The 23,148-nt window shown below is 59.8% G+C and carries 23 protein-coding genes and 2 tRNA genes; 13 read left to right on the top strand and 12 right to left on the bottom strand.

The features are described from left to right. The first annotated feature begins 53 nt into the window (after positions 1–53). Positions 54–506, top strand: a complete 453-nt coding sequence (locus ACYBHZ_RS14260) for a GNAT family N-acetyltransferase (RefSeq protein WP_460274949.1) — start codon at positions 54–56, stop codon at positions 504–506. 9 nt (positions 507–515) lie between these two features. Here ACYBHZ_RS14260 and ACYBHZ_RS14255 read toward each other — a convergent pair whose 3' ends face one another. Next, positions 516–935, bottom strand: coding sequence for a DUF983 domain-containing protein (locus ACYBHZ_RS14255; RefSeq protein ID WP_460274948.1), 420 nt, complete (start codon positions 933–935; stop codon positions 516–518). A 297-nt stretch (positions 936–1,232) separates the two neighbouring features. On the opposite strand from ACYBHZ_RS14255, the gene ACYBHZ_RS14250 reads away from it, so the two are divergent. From ACYBHZ_RS14250 to ACYBHZ_RS14235, 4 genes are all read left to right on the top strand, one after another. Then, entirely contained in the window at positions 1,233–2,165 is a 933-nt protein-coding gene (locus ACYBHZ_RS14250) for an EF-hand domain-containing protein (RefSeq protein WP_460274947.1), read from the top strand. An 89-nt stretch (positions 2,166–2,254) separates the two neighbouring features. Next, positions 2,255–2,845, top strand: a complete 591-nt coding sequence (locus tag ACYBHZ_RS14245; protein ID WP_460274998.1) for an RNA polymerase sigma factor — start codon at positions 2,255–2,257, stop codon at positions 2,843–2,845. Continuing rightward, positions 2,832–3,275, top strand: a complete 444-nt coding sequence (locus tag ACYBHZ_RS14240; RefSeq protein ID WP_460274946.1) for a hypothetical protein — start codon at positions 2,832–2,834, stop codon at positions 3,273–3,275. The genes ACYBHZ_RS14245 and ACYBHZ_RS14240 overlap by 14 nt, the downstream gene beginning before the upstream one ends. A gap of 3 nt (positions 3,276–3,278) precedes the next feature. Continuing rightward, on the top strand, positions 3,279–3,860 hold the full coding sequence (locus tag ACYBHZ_RS14235; protein WP_460274945.1) for a periplasmic heavy metal sensor: 582 nt from the start codon (positions 3,279–3,281) through the stop codon (positions 3,858–3,860). 68 nt (positions 3,861–3,928) lie between these two features. On the opposite strand, the gene ACYBHZ_RS14230 is transcribed toward ACYBHZ_RS14235, so the two are convergent. Then, on the bottom strand, positions 3,929–5,311 hold the full coding sequence (locus ACYBHZ_RS14230) for a diguanylate cyclase (protein WP_460274944.1): 1,383 nt from the start codon (positions 5,309–5,311) through the stop codon (positions 3,929–3,931). Between the two features lie 141 nt (positions 5,312–5,452). Here ACYBHZ_RS14230 and ACYBHZ_RS14225 point away from each other — a divergent pair, with 141 nt between their 5' ends. From ACYBHZ_RS14225 to ACYBHZ_RS14205, 5 genes are all read left to right on the top strand, one after another. Continuing rightward, the gene (locus ACYBHZ_RS14225; protein WP_460274943.1) at positions 5,453–5,731 is read left to right on the top strand and encodes a DUF3572 domain-containing protein; all 279 of its coding nucleotides are present in this window, start codon (positions 5,453–5,455) and stop codon (positions 5,729–5,731) included. A 9-nt stretch (positions 5,732–5,740) separates the two neighbouring features. Beyond that, positions 5,741–6,436 (top strand): HAD family hydrolase, encoded by a 696-nt coding sequence (locus tag ACYBHZ_RS14220; protein ID WP_460274942.1) that lies wholly within the window; start codon positions 5,741–5,743, stop codon positions 6,434–6,436. 122 nt (positions 6,437–6,558) lie between these two features. After that, positions 6,559–7,158: a heme NO-binding domain-containing protein gene (locus ACYBHZ_RS14215; protein WP_460274941.1), complete on the top strand. Its 600-nt coding sequence runs from the start codon at positions 6,559–6,561 to the stop codon at positions 7,156–7,158. A gap of 5 nt (positions 7,159–7,163) precedes the next feature. Beyond that, positions 7,164–8,174 carry a diguanylate cyclase gene (locus tag ACYBHZ_RS14210; RefSeq protein WP_460274997.1) on the top strand — a complete coding sequence of 337 codons (1,011 nt, stop codon included), beginning with the start codon at positions 7,164–7,166 and terminating at the stop codon, positions 8,172–8,174. Between the two features lie 104 nt (positions 8,175–8,278). After that, positions 8,279–8,353, top strand: a tRNA-Glu gene (locus ACYBHZ_RS14205). Between the two features lie 287 nt (positions 8,354–8,640). On the opposite strand, the gene ACYBHZ_RS14200 is transcribed toward ACYBHZ_RS14205, so the two are convergent. The 7 genes from ACYBHZ_RS14200 to ACYBHZ_RS14170 all read right to left on the bottom strand — a co-directional run bounded on the left by ACYBHZ_RS14200 (position 8,641) and on the right by ACYBHZ_RS14170 (position 14,786). Further along, positions 8,641–8,715 (bottom strand) — tRNA-Glu (locus ACYBHZ_RS14200). A gap of 104 nt (positions 8,716–8,819) precedes the next feature. Next, positions 8,820–10,565, bottom strand: coding sequence for a single-stranded-DNA-specific exonuclease RecJ (recJ, locus tag ACYBHZ_RS14195; RefSeq protein ID WP_460274940.1), 1,746 nt, complete (start codon positions 10,563–10,565; stop codon positions 8,820–8,822). Then, a complete protein-coding gene (locus ACYBHZ_RS14190; protein WP_460274939.1) occupies positions 10,562–11,107 on the bottom strand; it encodes a cysteine hydrolase family protein in 546 nt (181 codons plus the stop codon). The genes recJ and ACYBHZ_RS14190 overlap by 4 nt, the downstream gene beginning before the upstream one ends. Before the next feature lie 83 nt (positions 11,108–11,190). Continuing rightward, positions 11,191–12,165 (bottom strand): class II fructose-bisphosphatase, encoded by a 975-nt coding sequence (glpX, locus tag ACYBHZ_RS14185; RefSeq protein WP_460274938.1) that lies wholly within the window; start codon positions 12,163–12,165, stop codon positions 11,191–11,193. Positions 12,166–12,351: 186 nt separating this feature from the next. Further along, positions 12,352–13,041 (bottom strand): ceramidase domain-containing protein, encoded by a 690-nt coding sequence (locus ACYBHZ_RS14180; protein ID WP_460274937.1) that lies wholly within the window; start codon positions 13,039–13,041, stop codon positions 12,352–12,354. Positions 13,042–13,049: 8 nt separating this feature from the next. Beyond that, complete coding sequence (locus tag ACYBHZ_RS14175) at positions 13,050–14,360, bottom strand: homoserine dehydrogenase (RefSeq protein WP_460274936.1); 1,311 nt, start codon at positions 14,358–14,360, stop codon at positions 13,050–13,052. Between the two features lie 108 nt (positions 14,361–14,468). Then, positions 14,469–14,786, bottom strand: coding sequence for a hypothetical protein (locus ACYBHZ_RS14170; RefSeq protein WP_460274935.1), 318 nt, complete (start codon positions 14,784–14,786; stop codon positions 14,469–14,471). A gap of 328 nt (positions 14,787–15,114) precedes the next feature. Between ACYBHZ_RS14170 and ACYBHZ_RS14165 the strand changes: the two genes are divergently transcribed. Next, complete coding sequence (locus ACYBHZ_RS14165; RefSeq protein ID WP_460274934.1) at positions 15,115–15,534, top strand: hypothetical protein; 420 nt, start codon at positions 15,115–15,117, stop codon at positions 15,532–15,534. A gap of 7 nt (positions 15,535–15,541) precedes the next feature. Here ACYBHZ_RS14165 and ACYBHZ_RS14160 read toward each other — a convergent pair whose 3' ends face one another. The 3 genes from ACYBHZ_RS14160 to ACYBHZ_RS14150 are packed head-to-tail and all read right to left on the bottom strand — an operon-like array spanning position 15,542 to position 18,578. Next, entirely contained in the window at positions 15,542–16,285 is a 744-nt protein-coding gene (locus tag ACYBHZ_RS14160; protein WP_460274933.1) for a TadE/TadG family type IV pilus assembly protein, read from the bottom strand. Between the two features lie 11 nt (positions 16,286–16,296). Beyond that, positions 16,297–16,842, bottom strand: coding sequence for a TadE/TadG family type IV pilus assembly protein (locus ACYBHZ_RS14155; protein WP_460274932.1), 546 nt, complete (start codon positions 16,840–16,842; stop codon positions 16,297–16,299). Beyond that, the gene (locus ACYBHZ_RS14150; RefSeq protein ID WP_460274931.1) at positions 16,839–18,578 is read right to left on the bottom strand and encodes a Tad domain-containing protein; all 1,740 of its coding nucleotides are present in this window, start codon (positions 18,576–18,578) and stop codon (positions 16,839–16,841) included. Before ACYBHZ_RS14150 ends, ACYBHZ_RS14155 begins: the two co-directional genes overlap by 4 nt. Positions 18,579–18,939: 361 nt before the next feature. On the opposite strand from ACYBHZ_RS14150, the gene dnaG reads away from it, so the two are divergent. Both dnaG and rpoD read left to right on the top strand, forming a co-directional pair. Further along, positions 18,940–20,904, top strand: a complete 1,965-nt coding sequence (gene dnaG / locus ACYBHZ_RS14145; RefSeq protein ID WP_460274930.1) for a DNA primase — start codon at positions 18,940–18,942, stop codon at positions 20,902–20,904. Between the two features lie 212 nt (positions 20,905–21,116). Continuing rightward, positions 21,117–23,123 carry an RNA polymerase sigma factor RpoD gene (gene rpoD / locus ACYBHZ_RS14140; protein ID WP_460274929.1) on the top strand — a complete coding sequence of 669 codons (2,007 nt, stop codon included), beginning with the start codon at positions 21,117–21,119 and terminating at the stop codon, positions 23,121–23,123. Positions 23,124–23,148: the final 25 nt, after the last annotated feature.

Here is a 23,148-nt window from a genome sequence, read left to right as displayed (position 1 = left end):
ACGCTCTTGCCCGTCTGCGGCGGGTGTGGATGAGTGACCTCATGAGAGATCACATGAATATCACGCTGCGCCCGGCAGAGGCTGAGGATGTGGCCGCGATCACAGAGCTTGTGGGGGCGGCCTTCGCGCAATACACGCCTCTGATCGGCAAACCGCCCGCCCCGGCGCTTTACGACTATGCGGAGATCATTGCGCGGGGGCGGGTGACGCTGGCTGAGGCTGGGGAGGTTCTTTTGGGCGTGATCTACATCTACCCGGAGAGCGATGGGGCGATGATGCTGGACGTTCTGGCGGTGTCTGAGGCGGCGCGGGGGCGGGGGCTTGCGCGCCGCCTGATCCGCGCCTCAGAGGACCAAGCCCGTGCGGAGGGCGCTGCGCTTATGCGGGTTTACACCAATGCCGTGATGGCGGGGCCGCAGGTGCTCTATCCGAAACTGGGCTACCTTGAGACCCACCGCGCCGAGAGCGACGGGTACAACAGGGTGCATTACGAGAAAGCGCTTTAAGCTAGGCTGTCAGTCTTGCTCTTTGCCAAAGCCATGCAGCCGTTTGGCCCATTGGAAGGCGACCATCATCCCCTTGAACCGTGGTAGAAGGTAGAGCGACAGCGCGACCGTGCCGGTGGCGAAAATCGCGATGAGTACGAGCGGGTCGGGACGGAAAGCGACGAAGACCGCGCCCAGTATCGGGGCCATGAGGTGGCCGACGATCAGGATGGTGAGATAGGCCGGACCGTCATCCGCGCGGTGATGATACAGCTCCTCGCCGCAGACCGGACATTCGTCGCGCACGGTCAGATAGCCCTTCATCATCGGTCCGCCGCCGCAACAAGGGCAGCGCCGTTTCCAGCCCCGCGTCAGCGCCGGGCGCAATTCACGCTCGCCATCTGTCGGAAGGGGTCTGTTGGTCGCATAGCCCTGCGGGATATCTGTCATGTGTCGTGCGCCTTCATCTGCGGTTCGGGCCAAGTGTAGAGGACAGCACAGAATAAGACGCGCGCGCGGATTGTCCTTGCGTCGCGATGTCGCGCGGGCCGTGGCCTGCGCTCTCCTCCTCACGGGAAGCGTGGCACGTTTTTGGTTTTGACGCGAGTCTTCACGCGGCTGTGAAGCGCGGTGAAGACGGAAAGAACGACGGAAACCCGGAGATAGCCCGTTTGTATTCATGAAAGCGCGGCACGAAGGGGAGTTCACAGGGTCGCGCTAGGGTAGCCTTAAATGAGGATATAAGACATGAAACGTAAGAGCATTGTTTCCGCGATTGCACTGGTTGCCGTTCTGGGCGGCTCCGCTGCTGCTTTTGCCGCAGGTGCAGGTCAACAGGACCGTACGATGCGCATGGGCGCGGCTCAAGGCCAAATGGGTCAGATGGGCAAAATGGGCGAACAACGTGGCTTTGGCCCGCTCGGCCCGGATTTTGATTTCGCAGCGGTAGACGCTGATGAAGACGGTAAGCTGTCGCAAGAAGAAATCGACACCTTCCGTGCAGCGCAATTCGCCAAGGTCGACACCAACGGTGACGGCACGGTGGATGCAGATGAGCTTTACGCCCATCAGGAAGCCCAACGGGTTCAACGCATGAAAAATCGCGCTGCTGCGATGATCGAAGCGCGCGACACCGATGAGGATGGCCTTCTGAGCGCTGAGGAAATGCAGGGTCCGGGGGCTGCCACGATGTTTGACCGCCTCGACCGCGACAATGATGGCGCTCTGAGCGAAGACGAACTGTCCGGTATGCGTGGCATGCAGGCAGGTCAACGCGGCCAGATGCGTGGCCAAATGCAAGGTCATCAGGGCCAGAAAGGCCACATGGGTCGGATGGGTGGTCACCCGATGATGCAAGGCCGTATGGGTGGCCAGATGATGCAAGGTCAGCCGGGCATGGGCTACGGTCCGCAAGGTGGTCAGATGGGCTATGGCCCGATGAATGGCCAAGGCTACGGTCCGATGCAAGGTCAGCCGGGTATGGGCTACGGCCCGATGAACGGGCAGGGCTACGGTCCAATGCAAGGTCAGCCGGGTATGGGCTACGGCCCGATGAACGGACAGGGCTATGGCCCGATGTACGGTCAGCCGGGCATGGGTTACGGCCCGATGTATGGCCAGCAAGCTCCGATCGCTCCGCAGGCTCCGGCGCAGGATGCGCCTGAGGCGGAAGCGAACTGAGGCTGATATGAGAATTGATCGGGGGCCTGCCGCCCCCGATCAAGGACGTGATGGACCTGTCCGCGCGATTGCGATACGCAGAACCGGTGATGACCATGCCCTTCGACGCCCTCAATGATGTTTCCGACGAAGCCTTGCTCGTTGCCTTTGGCAATGGCGACAGGGCGGCGGCTCGGGCTTTGACCATGCGGTTGACGCCGCGGGTCGTTGGCTATGCCGCACGGTTGCTGAAAGATCGCGAAGAGGCCGAGGATGTGGCGCAGGACGCCATGATGCGGCTCTGGAAGATCGCACCGGACTGGCGTCAAGGCGAGGCGCAGGTGACGACATGGCTCTACCGCGTGGTCACCAACCTATGCACCGACCGACTGCGCAAACGCCGCAGCAAGGGGCTCGACGAAATCGCCGAGCCGGAAGACGGGCGGCCCTCGCAGGATGCGGTTCTGATGCAGCGCCAAAGGGTTGATGCCTTGCAGGCTGCTTTGAACGAGTTGCCGGATCGCCAACGTGAGGCGGTCGTGTTGCGGCATATCGAGGGTCTGGGCAATCCGGAGATTGCCGAGGTTTTGGACATTAGCGTCGAGGCGGTCGAAAGTCTGACCGCCCGGGGCAAGAGGGCGCTGGCCAAGGCTTTGGCATCGCAGCGCGAAACATTGGGGTTCGAAGATGACGGATCGTGACGACAAACGGACGGTTGAGCTCTCGGAACGGGCTTTGGATGCGCTTTTCATGGAGGCGCGTCATGATGCAATGCTGCCTTCGGGCGGTCTGATGGATCGTATTCTGGCGGATGCCGAAACCATGATCGACACGCGTGAGGCGGCCGAGACGGCACGGCTCGCGGCGCTTCGGGCGCAATCCGGATCGAAACAACGCCATCCTCTGATCGCGGCCATGGTTGCTGCGCTGGGCGGTTGGCGTGCGGTTGCCGGTCTGGCCACAGCCGGTGTCGCCGGGTTGGTGATCGGTCTTGGTGCGCCGTCTGCGGTGACCTCTTTGGCGACTGGCACCTATACGGTGGACACTGTCAGCAGCTATGACACGGCGACAAGCGAGTATGGGATCGATGCTTTGATGCCGAGTTTCTATGCACTTGCGGGGGAAGGATAAACGATGACGGATCAGCAGAACACCACACCGCAGCCAACCGGATCGGCAGGCCCCGAGACGGGTAAAGGCGTGCACTGGAGCCGGATCGTGCTCGTGGTGTCCCTTGCGCTGAACATCGCCATCCTCGGCATTGTTGGCGGCGCTTTGATGCGTTGGAACGCAGGCATGGAGCGCGCGCGCACCCAACAAGCGCGCGATTTCGGGTTCGGCCCGTTCGTCGGAGCGTTGGAGACGGAAGACCGCCGATCCCTTGGGCGGGCGTTTGCACAGTCTGCGGGCAATCCGCGTGAGGCGCGGGAAAAGGTCGGCGCGATGTTCGACGCGATGCTTGCGGCGCTCCGGGCGGATGACTTTGATGCCGACGGGTTCGAAGCTCTGTTGTCCAAGCAGCAACAGGAATTTGCGCGCGGCCAGCGGATCGGAGCAAAACTTGTCGCCAAGCAGATTTCTGAGATGAGTGTAGAACAGCGCAAAGCCTATGCTGAACGGCTCGAAGAGTTCCTGCGCAACCCGCCGCGCCCGCCGCATCAGCAGGGCAATGGTGGGCCGGGCAAAGGCGGACCGGGCAAAGGCCCGAGCGATTGAGTTGCAGTGACGCGAGGATAGATGTGAAAGGCGCCGGAATTCGGCGCTTTTTTGTGGTCGTCTTAGCATCAGGCCGCATGTGAACCCAGCGTGACCTGATTGCGGCCTTCCGCCTTGGCAGCGTAAAGCGCCCGATCAGCGATCGTGAGCAAAGCGTCAATATCCGGAATGCTCTCATCCGTTGCGCCGCCCATAGCGAGCCCGATTGACACGGAGACGGTCACAGGCGTGCCATTGGGAGCACGGGCTGCGGGAAGGGCGCAAATCTCGCTGCGCAGCCGCTCTGCGACGCTGCGCGCATGTGCGAGATCCGTCATCGGCATGCAGATGAGGAATTCTTCGCCCCCGTAGCGAGAGACAAGGTCCATGCCGCGCAGATTGTCGGAGAGCCTGCGGGCCACTTCTGTGAGAACAGTGTCGCCGATGGCGTGGCCCCATGTGTCATTTACCAATTTGAAACAGTCGATATCGAGCAGCATAAGCGCGAAAGGCTGTCCGTTTTTATGGGCGTCTTTGGCGATCTTTTCGAGACGCGGCAGGGCGTAATGCCTGTTGTAAAGCCCCGTCAGCTTGTCGTGCGTTGCCAGATGCAGCCCTTCATCGAGTGCGCGTTTTAAAAGATCGGCCTCTTTCTTGCGGCGCATCTGACTGCGCAGGCGCAGGACCAGCTCTTCAATATCGGCGTCGCGGGTGATCAGGTCGTTGGCTCCGAGATCGAGCGCCATGAGCGCCTCTCGCCGATCCTGCCGCTCATGGACCACGATGATGCCTGCATTGCGTGTGGATATGCGGGCACGTAAATCAGACACCAACCTGAGCCCGTCGCCGCCCCCGGCGCGGATTGATATTACGTAAAGATCGGCGGCCTCGCCGTGATAAATGCTCTCCAGCAAGCGATCGGCGCGTTCGAGTGTGATTTCGTCATGGATTAATCCCTTGAGACGTGTCCGCCATTGCATGGCTTCCTCTGTGGACGTGCCCACCAAGGCGATTTTGCCGGGGGTGTCATAATGATTTTGCGCTTCGGAAAATCCCAGTGCACGGGCGGTCTCGTTGTGACGACGCAATTCCTCAGAGGTGGCGGAGGCACGCATGAGGGCGCGCACGCGGGCAGAGAGTGTCAACTCGTCAAGCGGTTTCGAGAGAACCTCGTCTGCCCCGGCCTTGAGTGCTGCGATCTTTGCGCCAGAATTTCGTGGCGGTGTGAGGATCGCCACTGGGATATGGGCCGTGGCCGGGTCTGCCTTAAGTCGGGCACAGGCCTCGAACCCTGATATATCCCCGAGATCGCTGTCGAGCAGGATTAGGTTGGGCCGCTCCGCGCGTGCTTGCGCGATGGCGCAGGCCCCGGATGTGGCCTGTGACACGTTGTAGAAGGCCGAGGCGAGTTTGACCTTCAGGATGATCCTGTTGGTCGGCACGTTGTCGGCAATGAGAATACGGCCCGCCATCGGGGCTCCTCTTTGGCAGCGGCTGCGCGTTTCACGCCATGTCGCATTTGATTTTTGTTGTGGTTCGGGTGTTGCGCTTTCCCGGGATTTTCGGTGAGAAAGGTTAATAAAGTGTTTCCAATCCTCTGGAGTATCCCACAGATGCAGCAGGACGCAGCTGAACTCATCGGCCTGAAAGTTTTGGCATGGCTTGCCTCAGAAGATGAAATTTTCCCTGTTTTCTTGGGGGCCAGCGGTGTCTCCGCCGAGGAGTTGATGTCCCGTGCCGGGGAAGTGGAGATTCTTGCGGCGGTTCTGGATTTCGTGACCATGGATGATCAATGGGTTAACGCTTGTGCCGAAGCCACAGGGCTGGATCCTCATGACCCGATGCGCGCACGTCAAGCCTTGCCGGGCGGCGCACAGATCAACTGGACCTGAGGGGCTGGGATGCACGGGATCGAGGCGATTCTTTTCGATAAAGACGGCACGCTGATGGATTTCCAGTCCAGCTGGGGGCCCTGGGCGGCACAGGCAATCAACCGCATGTGTGGCACGGACGCCGGGCTGAACGCGGCGGTGGCGCAAGCTTTGGGATTTGATATGACGCGGGCGCGCTTCTTGCCGGACAGTTCCGTGATTGCGGGCACGCCGAAGGATGTTTTGGCGGTCTTGGGGCCGTTGTTTCCGAAGAATTCGGCGGAAGAGATCATGGGCTGGCTGGAACCCAAACCGGAGGATTTTGCCCCGGCTCCCGTGACGGGGCTGTTCGAAACCTGCGTTGCGCTTCGGGATCGGGGTTTGCGTCTCGGGGTTGTGACCAACGATTTCGAGGCCTCCGGTCACGATCATCTCAAACAGATGGGCGTGGATGCTCTGTTCGGCACGGTTGTCGGGTATGACAGCGGCTATGGCGGCAAACCCGCGCCGGGGCCGTGCCTCGGGGCTGCGGAGCGCTTGGGCGTTGTCGCCGAAGCCTGCATCATGGTGGGCGACAGTTTGCACGATTTGGAAGCGGCCTCCCGCGCCGGGATGATCCCCGTTGCAGTTCTGACCGGGGTCGCCGGGGAGGAGGAGCTTTCGCCCCATGCCGAAGTGGTGCTCGACAGTGTTGCAGATTTGCCGATGTGGATGGCTGGCCGCTGAGCACGTAGGCTTCGCCGGGTCGCGCAAATTTTAGGAACATTGCGAGGCGTCTGAGACTGCTCTTGGTAATTTCTTAAGAGAGACTGGGTAAACATCCCGCACGTAATTGTGGGAGCGCCGTCATGCATGGAATGATCAATCGTGCGATCCAGTGCTTTATGCGCGACACCTATGGTGGGAAGACGTGGAACGCGGTCGCGGAAGGTGCGGATCTGGGCTTCGACAATTTCGAGGCGATGCTGAGTTACCCTGATCAGGTGACGCTTGACGTGCTTGGCCGGGCGGCGCGACACCTTCACAAGCCGGTCGAAACCTTTCTTGAAGATTTGGGCACCTATCTCGTGTCCCATCCAAATGTCGAGGCGATCCGCCGCCTTTTGCGGTTTGGCGGAGAGAATTTCACCGAATTTCTGTTTTCTTTGAATGAGCTGGAGGGACGGGCCAAACTTGCCCTGCCGGACATCGAGATGCCCACGCTGCGGGTTGAGGACTGCGGAGACGGCACCTTTCGGCTCAGTTGTCTCAGTGCGATGCCGGGCTTTGGGTATGCGATGGTCGGGGTGATGCGGGCCATGGCCGATGACTACGGCGCCTTGGTGTTTCTGGAGCATCAGGGCTGGATGGATTCGGGAGAGGAGATCATCACCATCAACTTGCTCGAAGCGGCCTATGCGGAAGGGCGCGCGTTTGAGCTTTCCGAACGAATCGGGGGGGAGTTGTGAGCGAGATGCGGTTCGACCCTGAGACGCTGATCGCCTTCATGCCGATGAGCCTGATGTATGACGATGCGGGGGTCATCCGTTATGTCGCGCCGACACTGGCTAAGCTGCGCGATCCGCAGACATTGTTGGGCATGCATCTGTCACGGGTCTTTTCCGTGCGCGACAATGGCCGGGGGAACGGGGAGGGACCGATTCCTCTGCGCACGAAACTCTATCTTAATTTCTTGTCCGGTGTTTCTACTCCGCTCAAGGGCATGGCCGCGCCGATCCCGGGGACGGGCCTGCATCTTTTGAACCTGTCTTTCGGGATTTCCATCGTCGATGCTGTGGCGGATTACCGACTGACGGCGGGGGATTTCGCGCATACCGATCTTGCGATTGAAATGCTCTATCTGGTCGAGGCGAAATCTGCCGTGCTCGAAGAGACGAAACAGTTGAACACACGCCTGCAAGGGGCGAAGGTTGCAGCAGAAGAACAGGCTTATACCGACACGCTCACGGGGCTGAAAAACCGGCGGGCAATGGACTATGTGATGGAGCGAATGCTGCGCGCGGCGGTGCCTTTCGCGATCATGCATCTCGATCTCGACTATTTCAAATCGGTCAATGACACACTGGGCCATGCGGCGGGCGACGCGGTTTTGCAGCAAGTTGCACGAGTGCTGTTGGAAGAGACGCGGGCAGAGGACACGGCCGCGCGCGTCGGTGGCGACGAATTCATCCTCATCTTCAACAAGTTCACGGAACGCGAGAGGCTTTTGCGGACCGCAGACCGGATCATCATGCGGTTGGAGCAACCGATTCCCTATTATGAGGAGCTTTGCCGTATCTCTGGTTCAATCGGCATTACGACGACGGATTTCTATGAAAGCCCTGACACGGATACGATGATCCATGACGCCGATCTCGCGCTATATAGCTCGAAATACGAGGGGCGGGCACGGGCGACAATGTTCGATCCGAAGGTGCATGTTGGGCATATCAGTGATCCCATGCAGCAGTCGGTCCGGGGGTAATGCGATGGGGAGATCAGACATGTGAGGTATGAATTGCGATTTTCGCTATTTTTCCTCTTGCGCCCTCCGCATGCATCTCATAAATACCCGTTCACGCCAAGCGCGGTCCGTTCGTCTATCGGTTAGGACGCCAGGTTTTCAACCTGGAAAGAGGGGTTCGATTCCCCTACGGACTGCCACTTTCTCCCAAAATTGAAGTTAGCCTGTCGCGCAAGAGTTCACCTCTTTTGCGTTCTTCCGTGTTTCTAGTCTAACGATGAAAAGACGTTCACGCATGTGTCTTAGTTCGTACATTCTTAATGTATGCGCGTTCAGTTTGGAGAAAACGGCCGTTTTCGAACTTCCCCCAAATGTCATAAAACGAAACCCAATCACACCACTCTTTGCGTCAAGCAAGGCGAGAAGCCTAGACATCAACGCACTTAGAAAGCATCTGCTTTTCGGATTTTATTCTGGGAGAGGAAAGTGGCAGTCCGTAGGGGAATCGAACCCCTCTTTCCAGGTTGAAAACCTGGCGTCCTAACCGATAGACGAACGGACCGCGCTTGGCGTGAGCGGGTATTTATGAAATGCGCGCGCGGGGCGCAAGGGGGATTCTCACAGAATTTTGCAGTTTTTTTGACAGGCTGCGATTTCCTGCCTTGATCAGGCCTCCGCTGCGTCTTCGAGGCGCAATTGTACGGATTGACGCCCGCCCCAGGTGTTGATCTCAAGCTTGCCTGCAAGATGAAAACGCGCGCCGCCGTGCCGTTCCAAGGCCGGGCCAATGGGGCCGTCATACGCGCCAAAGCTGATCGCTTCGAGACGCGGGCCTTGGCCGTCGGAAAAGCTGATTTTCAGGTGGTTGGCGCCGACGCGTTTCGCAAAATGAATTGTGCAGGACGGGAAGGCGAAGCGTGGGGCAGGGGCGGATGCGCCATAGGGGCCAGCGGCTTCGAGCTGTGCGATCAACTCGGGTGTGGCCGCGCCGGGCATCAAAAGACCGTCGAGCTTCAAATCTGAAGGCCCCATCGCCCCCGCGCCCTGTTTTTCTAACAGTTCGGCAAGCCGCTCCATCGCGGGTTCGAGCTGGTCGCGCATCACGGTCAGGCCTGCGGCCATCTTGTGGCCGCCGCCTTTGATCAGAAGGCCCTCGGAGGCCAGCCGCTGGATCGACGCGCCAAGATCGACGCCGGACACGGAGCGGCCGGAGCCTTTGCCGACGCCCTCTTCGTCAAAGCCGATGACGATGGCGGGGCGGTTGGTGCTTTCTTTCAGGCGCGAGGCGACGATGCCGACGACGCCGGGGTGCCAGCCATCTCCGGCGGCCCAGACGAGCGGCGCATCAAGTCCACGCATTTCGGCTTGTAGCAGTGCCTCATCCCGCACGGCGTTCTCAATCTCGCGGCGCTCTGTGTTGAGCGCATCAAGGCGTTCGGCGAGGGCTTGCGCTTCGTTCGGGTCTTCGGTGGACAGGAGCCGCGCGCCGAGGTCGGCAGCGCCGATCCGTCCTCCCGCATTGATGCGGGGGCCGAGCAGAAAGCCGAGGGAATAGGAGGTCGGGGCGGTGTCCATGCGCGCCACATCGGCAAGGGCGCGCAGCCCGATCCGGTCGCGGCGGGCCATGACTTTGAGCCCTTGGCGCACCAAGGCCCGGTTGACGCCGAGCAGGGGGGCGACATCGGCCACGGTGGCGAGGGCCACAAGATCGAGCATGGACATGAGATCGGGGCCTTTTTGCCCCTCGCCGCGCATTTGCCGCCCAACTTCGACAAGCATCAGGAAGACGACGGAGGCGGCACAAAGATGCGCCAGATCGCCGCTTTCGTCTTGTCGGTTCGGGTTCACTACGGCGACACAGTCGGGCAGGGTCTCCCCGCCAAGGTGGTGGTCGAGCACCACGACATCCGCGCCCTTGGCTGCGGCGATGGCGTCATGGGACAGCGTGCCGCAATCGACGCAGACGATCAGATCGTGATCTTTGGCCAAGCCCTCCATCGCGGGCTCGTTGGGGCCGTAGCCCTCGTCGATCCGGTCGGGGATGTAGAGCGTCGAAGACAGCCCCATTTGGCGCAGCCATGTGATCAGAAGTGCGGCGGAGGTGCCGCCATCCACGTCGTAATCGGCGAAGACAGCGATCTTCTCGCTGCGTTTGACGGCGTTGAGAAAGCGCGTTGCGGCCACGCCCATGTCTTTGAGCGTCAGGGGATCGGGCAGCAAATCCTTGAGTTTGGGATCAAGGAACTGCGTGACGTCGTCGGGGGCGACGCCACGACGCGCCAGTGTTTGGCAGAGCGGCAGGGGCAATTGCGTCTGCTGTGCCAAAAGCTCCGCCTGTCGATCGAGATCGGCAGAAGGACCGAGCCAGCGGCGGCCGGTGAGCGAGGCGGAGACATTGAGAAAATCGGTCATGCCCCGAGTATATCGCTGACTGAGCGAGCGGATGCAAACTCGCCGTGCAGATGGCTGACCGCGCTGGTGTGTACCTCTTCGGCGGACATAGGCGGCAGGTCGGCCCATGTGGTGTCGGCGTTCGCCGTGAATGCGGCGCAGGCGTCATGGGCGAGTGTGACAGTGAAGCCAAGATTGGCGGCCATGCGGGTGGTCGTCGAGACGCAGTGCGGCGTGGTGAGCCCACAGATGACCAGATCGCTTTCGCCGAGAGCTCTGAGACGCGGCTCAAGATCGGTGCCGATGAATGCGGAGTTCACGGATTTTTCCAAGATGGGTTCACCGGGAAGCGGTGTCACCTCCGGTTTGAAGGTAAGCCCGTCTCCGGACAGTGGAGAACCGGGCGTTTGTGAGACGTGGCGAATGTGAATGACGGTCCATCCTGAGGCGCGGGCATGGGACAAAAGGCGTCCGGCATGTGCCTCGGCGTTCGGGTTGTTGCGCTCGCCCCAAATGGGATCGTTAAAGCCGGTTTGAAGATCGATGAGGATCAGTGCGGTCATAAAAAACTCCCGCCAGCGTCGGGCTGGCGGGAGTGAATGTGCAAGGGATCGGGGACGAGGGCAACAGCCTCTCGCGCCGCAGATCAGTCCTTCCGCGGTTTCGTCGGGTTGCGGTAGCTCATACGGCGGATCGAGCCGGTTTTCGAGCGCATCAGGATGGTTTCCGTGGTGAGGAAGCCCGGTTCGCGTTTGATGCCGTGGACGATGGAACCGTTGGTCACACCGGTCGCGGCGAAGATCACGTCGGAGGTCACCAGCTCGTCGCGGGTGTAGATTTTATCGAGGTCAGTGATCCCGGCCTTGGCGGCGCGGCCGCGTTCGTCGTCGTTGCGGAACAACAGTTTGCCCCACATCTGGCCGCCCATGCATTTCAGAGCGGAGGCGGCAAGCACGCCTTCCGGAGCGCCGCCGGAGCCCATGTACATGTCGATGCCCGTGGAGGGTTCGGCGCAGTGGATGACACCGGCAACGTCACCATCGGTGATCATGCGGATCGCGGCACCGGTGGCGCGCAGCTCGGCCAGCATCTCTTCGTGACGCGGACGTTCCAGCACGCAAAGGGTGATCTCTTTCGGGGTGACGCCTTTGGCTTTGGCCAGCGCTTCGACGCGTTCGGTCGGGGTCATGTCGAGGGAGACGACATCTTTCGGGTAGCCCGGCCCAATGGCCAGTTTCTCCATGTAGACGTCGGGCGCGTGCAACAGGGTGCCGCGCGGAGCCATGGCGATCACGGTCAGCGCGTTGGGCATGTCTTTCGCGGTCAGTGTGGTGCCTTCGAGCGGGTCGAGGGCGATGTCCACGGCGGGGCCGTTGCCGTTGCCGACATTCTCGCCGATGTAGAGCATCGGAGCTTCGTCGCGCTCGCCTTCCCCGATCACCACGACGCCTTGAATGTCGAGCTGGTTGAGCTGATCGCGCATGGCGTTGACGGCGGCCTGGTCTGCGGCTTTCTCATCGCCGTGGCCGACGTAATCGGCGGAGGCGATGGCGGCCTGCTCAGCCACGCGGGCGAGGCCAAGGGACAGCATACGGTCATAGAAGGTGGGGGCTTGCGACATGGGTCTTACGGGTCCTTTTTGGGCGGACGAAAATATTGCTCCTCTTCATGACCATATGTTCCGAAGCGGGGCAAGGGGGCTGCACAAGTCGCAGCGCTAACATTGATATGTTTGCGCTATCAGTCTGAATAAGATGAAGTTTTTGCGACGGGAACGGGGCGTCTTGACGCCGGTGGAGGGCTTGGTTCAGCTGCGAGCGGACCGCACGCGCGCCTGAAGCAACAGTCCGATCATCAGCCCGTTCAGGACGTGCCACATGAAGTGCGTGCCGGTTGCAAAGCCCGCGCAAACCTGCATGTCGAAGGTGCGGAATGTGAGAGAGAGAAAGAAGGTCACAGTGGCAAGAGCGAACCAGATCGCGACCGGAGAACGCCGCCAGAGCGTGATGGCGCTGACGATCAAAAGCGCGATCAGGGCGGGGGCATATTGCCCGGAGCCGTTTAAAGGATCGACGGCATTGGTGTTGGCGGCTTCGCCATTGGCCATCGAGACAAGGATATAGCCCACGGCCAGAGTGAGCAGTGTGCCGGTGATCCATTTGGTGCGCGGCTTGGTCGATGTCGGCTGGGTCACGGCGGCGTAGATGTAGAGGCCGACGAAGGACCAAATCGGGATGGTGTCCGCCCATTCCGACCAGCGGTTGGCAAAGGTGTGGAACAGGAAAGACCCAAGCCCGATGAGGGCCGCGAGCGCCATGAGCGTCAGATCAACGGGCCGGATTGTCTTGCCGGTGTCGCGCGACAGGCGCAGCGCGACCATCAGTGCCCAAAGCGCGGCAAGCGGGAAGGCCAGATTGGTGATCGCATTGATCGGTTCGGCCCAGAACCCCGGCCCCAGTCTTTCGCAATAGATATCGACGGGGTCGGTTAGGGCCATGGTGATCCTTAGACGTGTTCGATCCGGATCGCCACTGGTTCGGAGGCGAGGACGGAGGTGGATTGCATCCCCTCAAGCGCGGCGTCGAGCGAGGCGCGGGAGGTGGCGTCGGTGACGATGAGCACCGGCGCGACTTCCGGGTTCGCATCTTGGCCATATTGGCGCATCCGGTCGATGGACACGCCCGCATCGCCCAGAGCGGCGGCGATTTTCGCCAGCGCGCCGGGTTTGTCCAACAGAGACATGCGCAGATAGAACGGCGCAGGCGTTGCTGCGACCGCCGGGATGGATTTTTCCAGCATGTCGGCCGGGACGCCGAAGGTCGGCACACGAATACCGCGTGCGATGTCGAGTACGTCGGACATGACGGCGGAGGCGGTGGGGCCTTCGCCCGCGCCAGCACCGCGCAGCACGATCTGGCCGACTTCATCCCCTTCGAGTACGCACATGTTGGTGGCGTTTTCCAGCTGACCCAGCGGCGAGAGCGCGGGCACGAGGCAGGGCGTCATGCGTTGCTCAAGGCCACGGCCCGTCATCTGGGCAACGCCCAGAAGTTTGATGCGGTAGCCCATGTCGGCAGCGTGGCGGATGTCCTCGATGGTGATCCGCTCGATGCCTTCAAGCACCATATTGTCAAAGTCGACCTGCGTGCCGAAACCGATGGAGGCGAGAAGCGCAAGCTTGTGCCCGGCGTCGATGCCGCCAACGTCCAGCGTCGGGTCGGCTTCGAGATACCCAAGTGCCTTGGCTGCCTCGAACACCTGGTCATAGGTGAGGCCTTCGTTTTCCATCCGGGTGAGGATGTAATTGCAGGTGCCGTTCATCACGCCGATGATGCGCTCGATCCGGTTGCCCGCGAGACCTTCGGTCAGGGCCTTGATCACCGGAATGCCGCCCGCGACGGCGGCTTCAAAGCGCAACACGGCGCCTTTGGCTTCGGCTTTCTCGGCGAGAATCTGTCCGTGATGGGCGAGCATGGCTTTGTTGGCGGTCACGACATCCTTGCCCGCAGCCAGTGCAGCCTCGGTGGCGGCTTTGGCGGGGCCATCGGAGCCGCCCATCAGTTCGACAAAGAGATCGACATCATCGCGCAGGGCGAGCGCGACGGGATCATCTTCCCAAGCATAGCCGGAAATATCGACACCGCGATCCTTGTCACGGGAGCGGGCGGAAACGGCGGTGATCACGACGGGGCGACCGCTGCGTGCGGCGATCAGATTGGCCTTGCGCTGGATGATTTTGATCACGCCGACGCCGACGGTGCCAAGACCTGCAATGCCAAGGCGCAGGGGGGCTTGGGAGGACGTTGATTTCGGCATTGGTGGCTCCGCTCAAGGATGTGTGAAAAAACCTGACCGCCGTGATAGCGACGATTTCAGAAGGGTGCAACTGGCACGGGCAGGGTTCGGGCAGGCTTGGTGCTGGGTTCAGTTGTTTCGGGCCATGGCCGCGAGAAGCGCGGCACGTTCGGCCTCTGTCAGAACGGGGCTGTTTGCGAGGTTTTCCGCGCGCCAAGCCAGAGAGCGGGCACGGGCTGCGGTGTAGTCTGTGCTGTCTGTCGCGGATTGCTCTGCTTCTCTGTCTTCTTCCAGTGCCGACAAGGCGGAGGACGAGAGCAGCGTGGGCCAAGCGTCAGCCCCCTCGACGGGGCGTAGCTGATCCGAGAGGTCAGGCCGTTCGGCACATGCGATCAACCCGGCCAGAGGCAGAGAGAGAAGCGAAAAACGAAGGGCGCGGCAGGTCATGGTCTGATCCGAAGTTCATAGCGATCTGTACCCTAGCCCGGAGTGCGGTCGGGGACAATCCAGCTTTCCCTTTGAAGGCTGGCGAGATAAAGCATTTCGCAAATGTGAGGGCCTCACGTTTGGGAGACGTTGCGATATCGATGCCGAGTGGTGACGTTTTTCAATAAATCTGATTCAGATGACACGAAAAACGCTTTAAAGCGGAATGAATGCAATCCGGAGACCGATCATGACTTCCCCAGAGACGCCCACTGAGACGCCCACTGAGACGCGATCTGACATTTTGTCTTTATCCCCTTCACCGATGCGGCGCGGGAGCGCGGTGGCTATGCTTGGTATTTTGGGCCTTTTGCTGATCCGGATCGCCTTCACTGCCGGTGAATTGTCAACCGGTTGGATGGCGATGCTTCTGGTGATGGCGGTGGCCGTACTTTGGATCGCTTGGCGGTTGTGGCAGGCCTCCGGCGTGCGACTTGTCCTCAGCGAAGAGGCTCTGATGGAAGAGGGCGGGCGCGTGCTGTGCCGTCTCGACGACATCGACAAGGTCGAGCGCGGCACTTTTGCGTTCAAACCGTCGAACGGGTTCCTGATCCGATTGAAAACGCCGGGGGAGCGGGTTTGGGCGCCGGGACTGTGGTGGCGGTTCGGCAAACGTATCGGTGTCGGCGGGGTCACACCCGCCGGACAGGGCAAAGCCATGGCGGATGTGATCGCGGCTCGGATCGGCGGGCAGGGGCGGCTCGACTGAACGTGGCTTAGCGACGTCCTCCGTTGCCAGAGTGATAGCCTGAGCCGTTATACCGACCGCCGCTGTTGTTGTAATTTCCGCTCGAGGTGTTCGAGTCGCTTTGATCCCCGCTGCTTTCAACATCGTTGTCGTTGGAATCTTGGCTCGTTGAGGCCTCCTCTTCTTCCTCTGCGCCTTCATAGTCCACCTGCGTCGCGAAACGCGGCTTTGTGGTGACGATGTCTGTGAACGTCATGGAACTGAGAAAGACGTTGAAGATCGGGGACCATGCCCGAGCGGTTTCGACGACCAAGACTTGTTCACCATCGGCGAGCAGGGGAATGCGTTCCTCAACCTCTGAGACCGTATTATCGGTCAGTTTGGTGTAATCGCCTGTGGCATAGGACCAAACAAGGTCATAGCCCTCGTTCTCATCCTCATCGATGTAATATTCTACGGCTGAGATACGCATATCCGTGTCGCTATAGTTGTTGAGGAACTCATAGAGCTGCGCCAAACCGTCGAGAAAGGTATCGTCGATCGTATCCGTTTGACGAGAGATGTAGTCTGAGATGGTGTAATTGGCCTTGTTGGCCTGCGCCTTGGCTTGAAAGGCGGAGAAGGCGGTGTAAACGAACATCAGAAAGATGATCAGGCCGGGGGTGACCAGCAAGGCTTCGATTGCGACAGAGCCGCTTTCATCTCGTTGAAAGCGCTTGCGCCCCTTTGTGAAGAGGGAGGTCGAGGCATGTCGAAAGTGTTTTCCTAGCATCTATCTGTCTCTTAACTATTGGGCTCGTTGACAAAACCGGCGGTTGATATGATGGCGTAACCAGATCCTTCGGTGCGCTCCATGGCCGCCCCGATCCATGTCGTTGGGAAGATCGGATCAACATTTACACAGGCGCGCACCAGCATGAGCTCGTTTTCACCACCATCTGTGAAGGTCGTCGCGGGGCTCACATCGGTGGCTCGGTCGATACAGGCCGCAATGTAATCCGGTTCTTCAAAGTTCCATGCATCGACTGGTTCGAGTGCAATATGGATATTGTCGTCACAATTGCGGACGTATCGCGCGTATTCACAAGTCGCGGATTTCATATTGGCGAGTGTGACGGAACTCATGTTGCCGAGGCGTACGTCGCGCACGGCGAGTTCTAATCCCCGGTCCAACATTGAGGCTGACACGGTGTAATAGCCAATCTCATAAGACCCCATGACCAAATACATGATCATCGGGAAAATCAGCGCGAACTCGATGGTTGCGTTGCCGTCTTGATTTTTTGCATGCCGCCTGAACACACGTCTAAGTTTGAGTGGCCGTTTCATTCTACCAACCTCAGTTCAGTGATTTTGCTGGCGATGGCCGAGAAAGCGTCTGAAATTTCTGTGCCGTCCACATCGTAGTAATGCGCGGAAGAGGATGCGCAGGACTCCATGACCTCCTGGCCGGCAGTCGGGGCTTCGAAGCCGATGGCGAAGATAATTACGCCTTCAGCTTTGGCCGCATCGCAGATTTTGAGAAGCCGGTCGTCTTTGGTGGAGCTGTTGTAGCTTTTGCGGGTTGCATCACGCCAGTCGTAATAAACATCACTGTCGTTAGCGGCGAGGCGGCGGGCATAGGCGTGGTTGTAGACGGTCATGGAAGACCAAACATCGGCCCATGTCATTTCCCAAATATCATCCGGGTCGGTGTCCGGATCATAGGGCAGGGACGATGTCGTGTTTCCGCTCGAAAGTTTGGTGTAGTACGTCGTCGTCGAACAGTTGTAGGCATAGCCATAGTAATACGAACAACTTTCTCGGTCCGCCCCCACATAAATTTCGCCGTCCGACGTATTGTAGACATCGGTGGATTCATCGTCCGAACGATAGGGGTCGGGCATGTAATACTGGCTGGTGTGCGACCCGTCGGTCATCACGACCATGTATTTCTGCGCATCGGATGCATCCGCAGGGTGGCCGCTTGCGGCGCTGGTGAGCTTGCCGTCGGCGACCATGGCGTCTGTAATGGCCTGAGCGCTCGGATCCAGAAGGGCCGCGCCCCATTTTACGCCGAGATCGATGGACGTGTTGCCAACGGCGGATAGTGACTGGATGAACGTGTCGATAGTATCTTGGTCGTTGGAGAAGGGGAGGATTTCGCGGGAAGATTCGACCGGGCAGGTTTCCTGCTCCAGATCCATATCGAGATTGTTCCAGTTATATTTGAACGGATCGAAATCCATTGTTTGCTCATAATAGCGCGTGGTTTCGTCCGCGGTATATTCGAGCCCTACGGTCGAGAAGTCGTCCTCCTCGAAGTTGATGCAATGGGACTCGTCATGTGCGTCCAGCAGGTTGAGCGTATCGAGAATATCGGCACCCGCATTGACCTGTGTCGCATAGGGAATGACCGAGATCGCGAGTTCATCGCTTGCGGCGTTATCGAAAATGACTTCCGTAAATTCCTGAGCCGCAGTCTTCAAGTTCGTCAAGCGGCTGTAACTGCTCATGGACCCGGATACGTCGAGCACGAGCGAAATCTCGAGGCCAGAGAGGCCTTGTTCGGCCGTACTGTAGCTCGACATGCTGAGAGTGTCGACCGATGCGAATTTCATGAAATAGGTCGAAATCGTAGCATCCGCGTAGGCGGTCACGATACGGCTGTCCCCCTGTGTCGTGACCTCGACATCCGAGAGGTACGCGCTGAGACCGGCCTTTGCGAAATAATCGGTGACAACTTCTTCGGGATCGTTGGTGTTTTCAAGGTTCGTCGCTGCGAGCACTGCGCGGTCGAGCGTGTTCTGGAGTTCGACGCGAAGTGTTTCGTGGCGGACGACATCAAGGCCGATCCCGGCCAGCAGAAGCATCATGACAAATGCGAACAAGCCGAAGATCGCAAGCGATCCCTCTTCGTCCTGTTGATAGCTGCGCCCAAGCGGCAGACATCGTTCGGCGGGGGAGAGCGGGGTGCTTTCCGCACTCATCGTCTGGCCCGCAGCCTGATATTCCGCGCGATCGGCGATCTGATGCCGAACCGAGCGAAACTCGGCGGCTTCCTTGCGCAAAATTTTACCCAACATTGAACCCGTCTCCCTTTCGGAGTGGCCCCCGAATTTACCTGTGTACGCCGTGTCTGCTTGGTTCCCCTGGTTCGAATTAGACACTCGCACACTGTTATTTTGATACGCCGAATGTCGTCGGTAAAGCCTCGTGAGCATCTGCCCTGAAATCGTCCCATTGCCCTCCGGTTTGTGAATAATCGTGCCTAATTCTGGGGACTGTTGATGTCGGGAGACATGCTTTCGTCATGGTTTTGCACACTTTTGGCGGAGTTTTGACACAATGTTGACGCAATGCGATTCGGCTTCTTTTCCCGACACATCCGCGAAGGCCGTTTAGGGCCTCTGGACCTTGCCTCAGAGAGGGGCGATACTTGCGCCCATGTCACTGCCCCCGGGATTCTTGGATGAGCTGCGATCGCGCCTGTCGCTGACCGATGTGGTCGGTCGCAAAGTCATGTGGGATAATCGCAAGTCGAACCCGGGAAAGGGCGACATGTGGGCGCCCTGTCCGTTCCATCATGAAAAGACCGCGTCTTTCCATGTGAACGACAAAGACGGCTACTACTATTGCTTCGGTTGCCATGCCAAAGGCGATGCCATCAACTTTGTGCGTGAGACGGAAAACGTCGGCTTCATGGAAGCCATCGAAATTCTCGCGCAGGAAGCGGGCATGCCTGTGCCGAAAAGCGATCCGAAGGCGCAGGAGAAATCCGACAAACGTGCCGAGTTGGCTGCCGTGAACGAGGCGGCGAACCGGTTTTTCCGTCTGTGTCTCTCGCAACAGGGCGGGACGGCGGCGCGCGCATATCTCGATAAGCGCGGCATGAAGCCGGAGACACGTGAGCGTTTCGAGATCGGCTTTGCGCCTCCGGGCAACGCGCTTTTGCGGGCGCTCAAGGATCAGGGCATTTCCGCAGAGATGGCTGTTGAGGCCGGCGTCGCTGCGAAGCCCGATGATGGGCGCGAGCCCTATGATTTCTTCCGCGACAGGATCGTTTTTCCCATTCGCGATGCGCGTGGGCGTCTGATCTCCTTTGGCGGACGGGCGATGGACCCGAATGCACGGGCGAAATACCTTAACGGTCCAGAGCGGATTTTGTTCGATAAAGGCAATGCGCTTTATAACCATCAGGAAGCCCGCGTGGCCTGTGGTCGCGGCCAGACCTTGGTCGTCGCAGAGGGCTACATGGATGTCATCGCGCTCGCAGAAGCCGGGTTCGAGGCCACCGTTGCGCCTTTGGGGACAGCGATCACCGACCGGCAATTGCAACTGATGTGGCGAATGTCGGACGAGCCTGTCATCGCGCTTGATGGCGATAAGGCGGGGCTGCGTGCCGCCTTCCGGGTGATTGATCTCGCCATGCCGCTGTTAGAGGCGGGGAAGGGGCTGCGCTTTGCGATCTTGCCGGAAGGGCAAGACCCCGACGAGCTGATCAAGGCCAAGGGGCGCGAGGCGATGCAGGAAGTGCTCGACAACGCGCTTCCCATGGTTGCTCTGCTGTGGCGGCGGGAGACCGAGGGCAAGGTCTACGACAGCCCCGAGCGCCGCGCCGCGCTGGATAAGTCCCTGCGCGAAACCATCCGCCCCATCGCCGATGCGTCGATCAAGCGCCATTACGGCGAAATTCTCAACGACATGCGTCGCGAGCTGTTCCGCGGCAAGCGTGAGGAAGGCGGCAAGACGCGCCGCGTCTGGACACCGAATGCGCCGCGCGGAAAGTTTGGCAAACAAATCGCCGTGCCGACGGAAGGTCTTAAGGCGTCTCTTATTGTGTCAGGAGACGAGGCGCAGGCCGATCTGATGCGCGAAGCGGTGGTGCTTGCTGTGCTGATCGCCAATCCGGGGCTCGCCTTGGACTTCCTGTCTCAACTGGAAGCGCTCACGCCCCGGTCTGACGATCACGCCGTGCTTTTGCATGCGGTGCTGACCCATGCCGAGGACGAAGATCCTGCAACCTTGCGGCAAAACGTGATGGCGATTGCGGGGCAGGAAGCCCTTGATCGCCTGATGTCCCATCCCCATGTTCAGATCACGCCCCCCGTGCGCCGACCGGACCGCGAAATGGCACAGATGTGCCTGACCGAGGAACTGGCCAAGCTCAAGGCGCGGCGCGGATATCAGGTCGAGTTGAACGAAGGATTGGAAGACATGCTCGCCGCTGATGACGAAAAGCTGACATGGCGGTTGCGGCAAGCGGCGGAAGCGCGCAACCGTGCGACGAAGGCGGAAGCCGAGGATAAGACTGAGTTCGATGTGGCGGACAACGGTCTGGAACTGTCGCGCGATGAACGGGACGCGTTCCGCGCACTTTTGGACCGAATCGCCCCTGAACGTGGCAAGTGAGCCGCTTTTTGTGTGGGCAACGCAATGACAGTCGCGGTGCCACTGGTGCAGGGATGGTTAAGGAAATATGGGTATCTGGGTGGCGAATCATCGATTCGCATGACATGATTCGGACTTCGAGGGGTGCTGGACCGGGCTGGTCCGCGCTTTTGAGGCATCAGGTCTTCACATCAGGTCTTCCGGGACCCGCTTGATTTTGAGGGGAGAGCCGTATGGCAGCCAAAGACAACGACGACGCCAAAAAGGACGATCAGGACCAGGACGTGATGCTCGACGTGAGCCAGGCTGCGGTCAAGAAGATGATCGCCGAGGCGCGCGAGAAAGGCTACATCACCTACGATCAGCTCAATAAGGTGCTGCCGCCTGAACAGGTGAGCTCCGAGCAGATCGAGGACGTGATGTCGATGCTCTCCGAAATGGGCATCAACGTGATCGAGGACGAAGAAGCCGAAGACGACGACGGCGGCAATGGGTCTTCCGATGATGCCAAGGGCGGTGAACTGGTCGCGGCTGCTGGCTCGCGCGAAGTCGCTATGGCCAACTCCGAGACCGAGAAGCTCGACCGCACCGATGACCCGGTGCGCATGTATTTGCGCGAGATGGGCTCTGTCGAACTTCTGTCCCGCGAAGGCGAGATCGCGATTGCGAAACGCATCGAGGCCGGCCGCAACACGATGATCGCCGGGCTCTGCGAAAGCCCGCTGACTTTCCAGGCGATCACCATCTGGCACGACGAACTTTTGTCCGAGGACATTCTCCTGCGCGACGTCATCGACCTTGAAGCCACCTTTGGCGGCGGTGTCGATGAGGACGAAGAGGAAGAGAATGTCGTCGAAGGGCTCAACGCCGAGGCGACCGCTGGGGAAGCCAAGACGAAAGAGCAGGAATACGACGCCGACGGTAATCCGATTTCCTCCGATGACGACGAGGATGACGACGAGCAGGCCAACATGTCGCTCGCCGCGATGGAGGCCGCGCTCAAGCCGCAGGTTCTTGAAACGCTGGCCCAGATTTCCGAAGACTTCTCGCGTCTCTCCGAGATGCAGGATTTGCGGATGTCGGCAACGCTGAACGAGGATGGGTCCTTCTCCGAAGCGGAAGAGGCGGAATATCAGAAACTGCGCTCCGAGATCGTGGTGCTGGTGAACTCGCTTCATCTGCACAACAACCGTATCGAAGCGCTGATCGACCAGCTTTACGGCATCAACAAGCGGATCATGTCCATCGACAGCTCGATGGTGAAGCTTGCCGATCAGGCGCGCATCAACCGGCGCGAGTTCATCGAGGATTACCGCGGCTCCGAGCTTGATCCGAACTGGCTGGACCGTATGGGCGAGAAATCCGGTCGTGGCTGGCAGATGTTCATCGAACGCTTCACGCCGAAGGTGGAGGAGCTGCGCTCCGACATGGCCATGGTTGGTCAGTACGTCGGTGTGGACATTTCCGAATTCCGCCGCATCGTCGCGCAGGTCCAGAAGGGCGAAAAAGAAGCCCGTCAGGCCAAGAAGGAAATGGTCGAGGCCAACCTGCGTCTCGTGATCTCCATCGCCAAGAAATACACCAACCGCGGTCTGCAATTCCTCGATCTCATTCAGGAAGGCAACATCGGTCTGATGAAGGCGGTCGATAAGTTCGAATACCGTCGCGGTTACAAATTCTCGACCTATGCGACCTGGTGGATCCGTCAGGCGATCACGCGCTCCATCGCGGATCAGGCCCGTACGATCCGTATCCCGGTCCATATGATCGAGACGATCAACAAACTGGTCCGCACCGGTCGTCAGATGCTGCACGAGATCGGTCGCGAGCCGACGCCGGAAGAATTGGCCGAAAAGCTGCAGATGCCGTTGGAGAAGGTCCGCAAGGTGATGAAAATCGCCAAGGAACCGATCTCTCTGGAAACGCCGATCGGCGACGAGGAAGACAGCCAGCTTGGCGATTTCATCGAGGACAAGAACGCAGTTCTGCCCCTCGACGCGGCCATTCAAGAGAACCTCAAAGAGACCACCACCCGCGTGCTGGCCTCGCTCACCCCGCGCGAAGAACGCGTGCTGCGGATGCGCTTCGGGATCGGGATGAACACCGACCACACGCTGGAAGAGGTGGGCCAACAGTTCTCCGTGACCCGCGAACGTATCCGCCAGATCGAGGCGAAGGCTTTGCGGAAGTTGAAGCACCCGAGCCGGTCGCGGAAGCTGCGGTCGTTCTTGGATCAGTAAAGTTAGAGGCGCCTCCCGAAAGGGG

The sequence above is a fragment of the Celeribacter sp. ULVN23_4 genome (assembly GCF_054788345.1).
This window is presented reverse-complemented; position numbering and strand designations above follow the sequence as displayed.